At 71.3% G+C, this 7,567-nt stretch carries 6 protein-coding genes; 5 read left to right on the top strand and 1 reads right to left on the bottom strand.

Annotation, left to right across the window (positions count from 1 at the left end; translation table 11 throughout):
• Positions 1-30: 30 nt before the first annotated feature.
• The 4 genes from B1729_RS12010 (at position 31) to B1729_RS11995 (ending at position 4,152) form a co-directional block, all read left to right on the top strand.
• Positions 31-1,686, top strand: a complete 1,656-nt coding sequence (locus B1729_RS12010; protein WP_163632919.1) for an amidohydrolase — start codon at positions 31-33, stop codon at positions 1,684-1,686.
• 23 nt (positions 1,687-1,709) lie between these two features.
• Complete coding sequence (locus B1729_RS12005; RefSeq protein WP_163617676.1) at positions 1,710-2,267, top strand: isochorismatase family protein; 558 nt, start codon at positions 1,710-1,712, stop codon at positions 2,265-2,267.
• Positions 2,268-2,395: 128 nt separating this feature from the next.
• Complete coding sequence (locus B1729_RS12000) at positions 2,396-3,826, top strand: FAD-dependent oxidoreductase (protein ID WP_163632917.1); 1,431 nt, start codon at positions 2,396-2,398, stop codon at positions 3,824-3,826.
• Entirely contained in the window at positions 3,823-4,152 is a 330-nt protein-coding gene (locus B1729_RS11995; protein ID WP_239525841.1) for a cupin domain-containing protein, read from the top strand. The genes B1729_RS12000 and B1729_RS11995 overlap by 4 nt, the downstream gene beginning before the upstream one ends.
• Positions 4,153-4,188: 36 nt before the next feature.
• On the opposite strand, the gene B1729_RS11990 is transcribed toward B1729_RS11995, so the two are convergent.
• Positions 4,189-5,763 (bottom strand): PucR family transcriptional regulator, encoded by a 1,575-nt coding sequence (locus B1729_RS11990; RefSeq protein ID WP_239539610.1) that lies wholly within the window; start codon positions 5,761-5,763, stop codon positions 4,189-4,191.
• 176 nt (positions 5,764-5,939) lie between these two features.
• Between B1729_RS11990 and B1729_RS11985 the strand changes: the two genes are divergently transcribed.
• Positions 5,940-7,508, top strand: a complete 1,569-nt coding sequence (locus B1729_RS11985; protein WP_163632914.1) for a CoA-acylating methylmalonate-semialdehyde dehydrogenase — start codon at positions 5,940-5,942, stop codon at positions 7,506-7,508.
• The last annotated feature ends 59 nt before the right edge of the window (positions 7,509-7,567 follow it).

Below are 7,567 nucleotides of genomic sequence, written 5' to 3'. Positions count from 1 at the left end.
GACGAAACGCCCCGAACCCACAGGAGACCCATGCCCTACGCCGACCTCGTGTTCACCGGCGGACCCGTGTTCACCGCCGACACCGTTCGTTCGCGCGCGGGCTCGGTCGCCGTCACGGACGGGCGCATCGTCGCCGTCTCGCCCGGCGACCTGGGCGACCTCGTCGGCCCGTCGACCGAAGTCGTGGACCTCGCGGGACGCATGCTGATCCCCGGTTTCCAGGACGCGCACGTGCATCCGGTGTGGGGCGGGCTCGACATGCTCCGCTGCGACCTCTCCGCGCTCAGCACTGCCGCCGAGTACGTCGACGCCATCGGCGGCTACGTCCGCGCGCACCCGGACGACGAGTGGGTTCTCGGCGGCGGGTGGCAGATGTCGGCGTTCCCCGGCGGCACGCCGACGGCATCCGCGCTCGATGCCGTCACCGGCGACCGTCCGGCGTTCTTCCCGAACCGCGACGGCCACGGCGCGTGGGTGAACTCGGCCGCGCTGCGGCGCGCGGGCATCGACCGCGACACCCTCGACCCGGCAGACGGCCGCATCGAGCGCGACGCCGACGGCGCCCCGTCGGGCACGCTGCACGAGGGCGCGATGGCACTCGTCAACCGCCTGCTGCCCGAAGAGCCCCTCGAGCGGCTCACCGAGGCGCTGCTGCTCGGCCAGCGCTACCTGCACTCGTTCGGCATCACCGGCTGGCAGGACGCCATCGTCGGCTCGTACGGGGATGCCGGAGACCCCGGCCCCGCCTATCTCGCGGCAGCGGCCGACGGCACCCTGACCGCGCGCGTCGTCGGAGCGATCTGGTGGGACCGAACCCAGGGCCTCGAGCAGATCCCGTCGATCCTCGAGCGGCGCGAGCGGTACCGGGGCGGGCGCTTCGCCGCGACATCCGTGAAGGTGATGCAGGACGGCGTCGCCGAGAACTTCACAGCCTCGATGCTCGAGCCGTACTGCGACGGCCACGGCCATCTCACCGACAACTCGGGGATCTCGTTCGTCGACCCTGCCGTCCTCAATGAGGCGGTGCCCCTCCTCGACGCGGCGGGCTTCCAGGTGCACTTCCACGCGATCGGCGACCGCGCCGTGCGCGAGTGCCTCGACGCGGTCGAGAATGCGATCGCCCGCAACGGCCGCCGCGACAACCGCCACCACATCGCGCACATCCAGGTGGTGCATCCCGAAGACATGCGCCGGTTCCGCGAGCTCGGAGTCGCCGCGAACATGCAGTCGCTGTGGGCGACGTACGAGCCGCAGATGGTCGAGCTGACGCTGCCGTTCTTCGGTGAGCAGCGCAGCGCCTGGCAGTACCCGTTCGGCGACCTGCTGCGCTCGGGCGCCGTGCTCGCAGCGGGGAGCGACTGGTCGGTGTCGACGCCCGATCCGATGGCCGCGATCCACACCGCGGTCAACCGCATGGCCGCGCCCGGTCAGGAGGAGGGCGAGTACGACCCGTTCTATCCCGAGCAGTCGATCGACCTCGCGACGTCGCTCACCGCGTACACGGCCGGATCGGCGTGGGTGAACCACCTCGACGACGTCACGGGCACGATCGAGGTCGGCAAGTACGCCGACCTGGCCGTGCTCGACCGGGATCCCTTCGCCGGGCCGGCCGACCGGATCGGCGCGACCCGCACCCTCCAGACCTTCGTGCAGGGCGAGCGCGTCTACGTCACGCCGGACGCCTGACGCGACGCATCTATGCTGTTGCGGTGACCCGACTCCTGCTCCTCATCGACATCCAGCGCGACTACTTCCCGGGAGGGCGGCATCCGCTCGTCGACGCGGATGCCGCCGCCGATGCCGCTGCGCGACTTCTCGCCGCCTTCCGGGCGACGGGCGAGCGGGTCGTGCACGTCCAGCACGTGTGGGACGGTCCGGATGCCGCGTTCTTCGCCCCCGGGACGCCCGGTGTGGAGTTCGACCCGCGTGTCGCCCCGGACGGCGCCGAGCACGTCATCGTCAAGCACGAGCCGAACGCCTTCCTCGGCACCGGGCTCGAGGCCCTGCTGCGGGCGGCGGCGGCCGATGAGATCGTGGTGGCCGGGATGATGTCGAGCATGTGCATCGATGCCACTGTGCGCGCGGCATCCGATCTCGGCTTCCGCCTCGCCGTGGCGCAGGACGCCTGCGCGGCGCCCGACCTCGCCTACGACGGCAGGACCGTGCCCGGCGCCCAGGTGCATCTGGCGTTCATGGCAGCGCTCGACGGCAGCTACGCGCGAGTCGCCGACGTCGACGCACTGGCAGCCGAACTCGCGGCGGTCTGACGGCGCGCCCTGACGCGGGCGCGACAACCTGTCCGACCGGCCCGTCAAGTCCCGACAGGCGGGGCCTGCGGCGCCGGCCCGAACCGGCGAGGATGGGAGCACCAGACACCGCATCGGAGTTGATACCCGTGGGCACGACCGTGTTCGAACGACAGCGGCCGGCAGCATCCGTCGTCCAGCATTCCCTCGCCGACACCCGCCACGCGGTGTTCTGGCGCGACGACCTCCCTGACTCCCTCCTCCCCGACCGGCCGTCGCTGATGGGCACGCATCGCGCCGACCTCGTCGTCGTCGGCGGCGGCTACACCGGCCTGTGGACCGCACTGCTCGCCACCGAGCGCGACCCCGCAGCGAAGGTCGTGATCGTCGAGGCGCAGCGCGTCGGCTGGGCGGCGTCGGGCCGCAACGGCGGCTTCTGCGAGGCGAGCCTCACGCACGGCCACGAGAACGGCATGGCCCGGTGGCCCGACGAGATGCCGCTGCTCGACCGGCTCGGGCGCGAGAACCTCGATGCGATCGAGGCCTCCGAGGCGCGCTACGGCATGGACTTCCAGTTCGAGCGCACCGGCCAGTTCGCCCCCGCCGTCGAGCCCCACCAGGTCGACTGGCTCAAGGAGTGGGCCGCCGAGGGCGAGGAGGGCGTCGTCTATCTCGACCAGGCGGAGGCGCAGGCATCCGTCCACTCCCCCACGTACCTCGCCGCCGTCTGGGAGAAGCACGCGTGCGGCATGCTGCACCCGGCCCGCATGGCGGCGGAGCTCGCGCGCGTGTGCGAGGAGCGCGGCGTGGAGATCTTCGAGCGCTCGCACGTGACCGGCCTCGACACGACCGGTCCGGGAGTCGTCGTGGCGACCGCCGACGGCCGGGTCGAGGCAGCCCGAGCCGCGCTCGCCACCAACGTCTTCCCGTCGCTCATCAAGCGCAACCGGCTCATGACGGTGCCCGTGTACGACTACGTGCTGATGACCGAGCCGCTCACCGACGCGCAGGTCGCGTCGATCGGGTGGCAGGACCGCCAGGGCATCGGCGACATGGCGAACCAGTTCCACTACTACCGGATCACGAAGGACAACCGGATCCTGTTCGGCGGGTACGACGCGATCTACCACTACGGCCGCAAGGTCGATCCCGCTTACGAGGAGCGCCCCGAGACGTGGGCACGGCTCGCGAGCCACTTCTTCACCACGTTCCCGCAGCTCGAGGGCCTGCGCTTCACCCACCAGTGGGCGGGCGCGATCGACACCTCCACGCAGTTCACGGCCTTCTTCGGCACCGCCCGTGAGCGCCGGGTCGCCTACGCCGCGGGCTTCACCGGGCTCGGCGTCGGGTCGACGCGCTTCGCCGGCGACGTCATGCTCGACCTGCTCGACGGGGTCTCGAACGAGCGCACCGGGCTCGAGATGGTGCAGAAGCGCCCGCTTCCGTTCCCGCCCGAGCCCGCGGCGTCGATCGGCATCAACGCCACACGCTGGTCGCTGGACCGCGCGGACCACAACAAGGGCAAGCGCAACCTGCTGCTGAAGACGCTGGACGCGGTCGGACTGGGGTTCGACTCGTGAACCCGGGAATCGTGACGGATGCCGACTCCCTCGCGCTTGCGCTCGAGCCCCTGCCCGCCGAGCAGGTGGTCGAGGGCTCGCCCCGCACCGGCTTCGCCGAGCTCACCGACACGATCGGGGTGTGGGAGCACACGCCCGGCGTCTCGACCGACGTCGAGGCGGACGAGGTGTTCGTGGTGCTGTCGGGCTCGGCGACGGTGTCGTTCGACGACCCGGCACTCGAGCCGATCGAGCTGCGGGCGGGCTCGGTCGCGCGTCTCACCGCGGGCATGCGCACGGTGTGGACCGTTCGCGAGACGCTGCGGAAGGTCTACATCCTCGGCTGACCGCCGTCCCGCTCAGCCGGACGCAGGCGCCGGGGATCAGCGCCCTGCCGACCTGCGCACGAGCAGCGCGAGATGCAGCGCGGTCTGGGTCTCGCCGTCGTCGAGATCGGCGCCCAGCAGCTCCTCGATGAGCGCGATGCGCTGGTAGAACACCGAGCGGGAGAGATGGGATGCCCCCGCCGCCGCCGTGCGGTTGCCCGGGTGCGCGAGCATCGCCTCGAGGACGTCGAGCAGATCGCCCGAGCGCGCCAGGTCGTGCGCGATGAGGGGCGCGAGCATCCGCTCGCCGTGCTCGAGCACGCGGTGGTCGTCGCGGAGCGCCGCCACCAGCTGCACCAGCGGGCGGTTCTCGGCGCGTCGGAGATGCGGTCCGCGGCCGGTGCGGCGGCGTCGGCCGCCCGCGAGGTCGACGGCTTCGTGCACCGAGGCGAGGGCCGCGTCGATGCCCTCGGCACCGCGCCCCACCGACACGGTGACCCGCTCCACGTCGGCGGCGTCGACGAGGGCGCGCACGAAGGCCACCACCGCTGCGTCGTCGAACACCGTCTCGGGCGGCAGTGACACCAGGATCGTCGCCGCGGGCGCCGCGACGCCGGACGGCGCCGATCCCGCGAGCGCTCGTCCGCGCAGGGCGCGGGCCGCGGCATCCGCTCGCTCCACCGCAACGGGCGCGCCCGACACGACCAGGCCGTGCAGCTTCGCCCCGCGGAGGGGCAGGCCCGCGGCCTCGAGTCTCGCGGCCGCCCCGCCGACGCCCGCGAAGCGTCCCGCGAGCAATCCGTCGACCAGGCGGCGGCGGCCGATGCGCACCCACTCGTCGGCGTCGCCATCTGCCAGGCGCCCGACGGCGAGCGCGATCGCGCCCTGTTCGAGCACCGCCATGCGCCCGGCTGCGTGCTCGGGTCCGGGCAGGGCGATGAGGTTGCCCCAGCGGATGCCCCGTGCCTCGACGGGAACGATGAGCCAATCGTCGGGGCTCGCCGCGGCGCCCCGCTGCCGGCGCTGCTCGGAGCGCCGGTGCGCGGAACGCGAGCGCAGCTCCCACTCGGTGAACAGCTCCTCCTCCATCGCGAGCGGCACCTCGGCCGCCACGACTTCGTAGCCGAGGTTCTCGAGCACGATCGGCGCGCCCAGCGTCTGCGCGACCTGGTGCACGATGAAGTCCGCGGGTGAGCCGCGCAGCACGAGAGCGGTGAAGCGCTCGCGCACCTCGTCGCGGGCCCGCAGCGCGTCGGTCTGTCCGGTGATGATGCGGCTGTGCACCGCCTCGGTGACGGTGACGAACTTCACCTCGCGGTGCAGCACGATGAGCGCCAGACCGCGAGCCGCCGCGGCCTCGACGACCACGGCGGGAACGTAGCGGTAATGCGTGCCGAGTTCGAGCACGAGACCCGAGAGACCGGCATCGGCGAGCTCGTCGACGAAGCGGCGCAGGTCGGCAGGTTCGACGGGCCAGGACGAACCGGTCGACAGCAGCAGCTCGCCGCCGTCGAGCAGGCGGGCCACGCCGGCGCTGTCCGAGACGTGCAGCCAGCGCACCCGCGCATCGAGCGCGTCGCCGCCGGCGAGCACCTCCGGAACACCGTGCGCGACCGCGTCGAGAGCGATCACCTCGCGCACGGTCGGCAAGGTCGCATCTGCGACTCGATCAGCCGGACGATCCGTTTGGTTCGTGCGATCTTCGCGACGGTCGGGCACCGTTGACGCCTCTTCTTCTCTGACAGGCTGGGACGGGTCAAGCCTAAGGGATCGCCACACGATCTGTCCGACGCCGAAAGGGACCACTCATGAGCATTGCCGAGAGCACCGTCGCCCCCGCGACCACAGACGCCGATGTGCGGGTGATCTCGCACTGGATCGATGGTGCCGAGCGGGCGTCGACGTCCGGCCGCACCGCACCCGTGTACAACCCGGCGACCGGCATGGTGTCGGCCCGGGTCGCACTGGCCGACCGGGTCGAGATCGACGCGGCGATCGCGTCGGCGGTCCGCGGATACGAGGTGTGGTCGCAGTTCTCGATCGCGCGTCGGCAGTCGGTGCTGTTCAGCTTCCGCGAGCTGCTCAATGCCCGTAAGCGTGAGCTGGCCGGAATCATCACCGCCGAGCACGGCAAGGTCGTCTCGGACGCCATGGGCGAGATCCTGCGCGGCCAGGAGGTCGTGGAGCTGGCGACCGGGTTCCCGCACTTCATCAAGGGCGCGTTCAGCGAGAACGCCTCGAGCGGCATCGACGTGTACTCGCTGAAGCAGCCGCTCGGGGTCGTCGGCATCATCAGCCCGTTCAACTTCCCGGCGATGGTGCCGATGTGGTTCTTCCCGATCGCGATCGCCGCCGGCAACGCGGTCGTGCTCAAGCCGTCCGAGAAGGACCCCTCGGCGGCGCTGTGGCTGGCGGCGCTCTGGCAGGAGGCTGGGCTGCCGGACGGGGTGTTCACGGTTCTGCAAGGCGACAAGCTCGCGGTCGACGGGCTTCTGGAGAGCCCGGACGTGCAGTCCATCTCGTTCGTGGGCTCGACGCCGATCGCGCAGTACATCTACGAGACCGCCTCCAAGCACGGCAAGCGGGTGCAGGCGCTGGGCGGCGCGAAGAACCACATGCTGGTGCTTCCGGATGCCGACCTCGACCTGGTCGCGGACCAGGCCGTCAACGCCGGCTACGGTGCGGCGGGTGAGCGCTGCATGGCGATCTCGGTCGTGCTGGCCGTCGAGCCGGTCGCCGACGACCTCATCGCGAAGATCCAGGAGCGGATCGCGAAGCTGCGCATCGGCAACGGTGCCGGCGTGGACGGCGTCGAGCCCGACATGGGGCCGCTGATCACCGACGTGCACCGCGACAAGGTCTCGAGCTACGTCGACATCGCCGAGGCCGACGGCGCGAAGATCATCGTCGACGGCCGGGGCTTCACGGTCGATGGGCACGAGGACGGGTTCTTCTTCGGCCCCACCCTGATCGACGACATCCCCACCACCAGCCGCGCCTACCAGGAGGAGATCTTCGGACCGGTCCTCTCCGTCGTGCGCGTGCCGTCCTACGACGAGGGTCTGGGGCTGATCAACTCGGGCCAGTTCGGCAACGGCACCGCGATCTTCACCAACGACGGCGGAGCCGCCCGCCGCTTCCAGAACGAGGTGCAGGTCGGCATGATCGGCATCAACGTGCCCATCCCGGTTCCGGTCGCCTACCACTCCTTCGGCGGCTGGAAGCAGTCGCTGTTCGGCGACGCCAAGGCCTACGGCGTGCACGGCTTCGACTTCTTCACGCGCGAGAAGGCCATCACCAGCCGCTGGCTCGACCCCGCCACGCGCAGCCAGTCCGGCCACACCGGCATCAACCTCGGCTTCCCCCAGAACAACTGACCCGTTTCGTCTCGCAAGCTTGCTCAACGACCGAGATCCTGGCCGTTGAGCGAGCGAGG

Source organism: Microbacterium sp. B35-04, assembly GCF_010634885.1.
GTDB lineage: Bacteria > Actinomycetota > Actinomycetes > Actinomycetales > Microbacteriaceae > Microbacterium.
The sequence above is the reverse complement of the archived record's forward strand: the minus strand, read 5'-3'. Positions and strand labels throughout refer to the sequence as shown.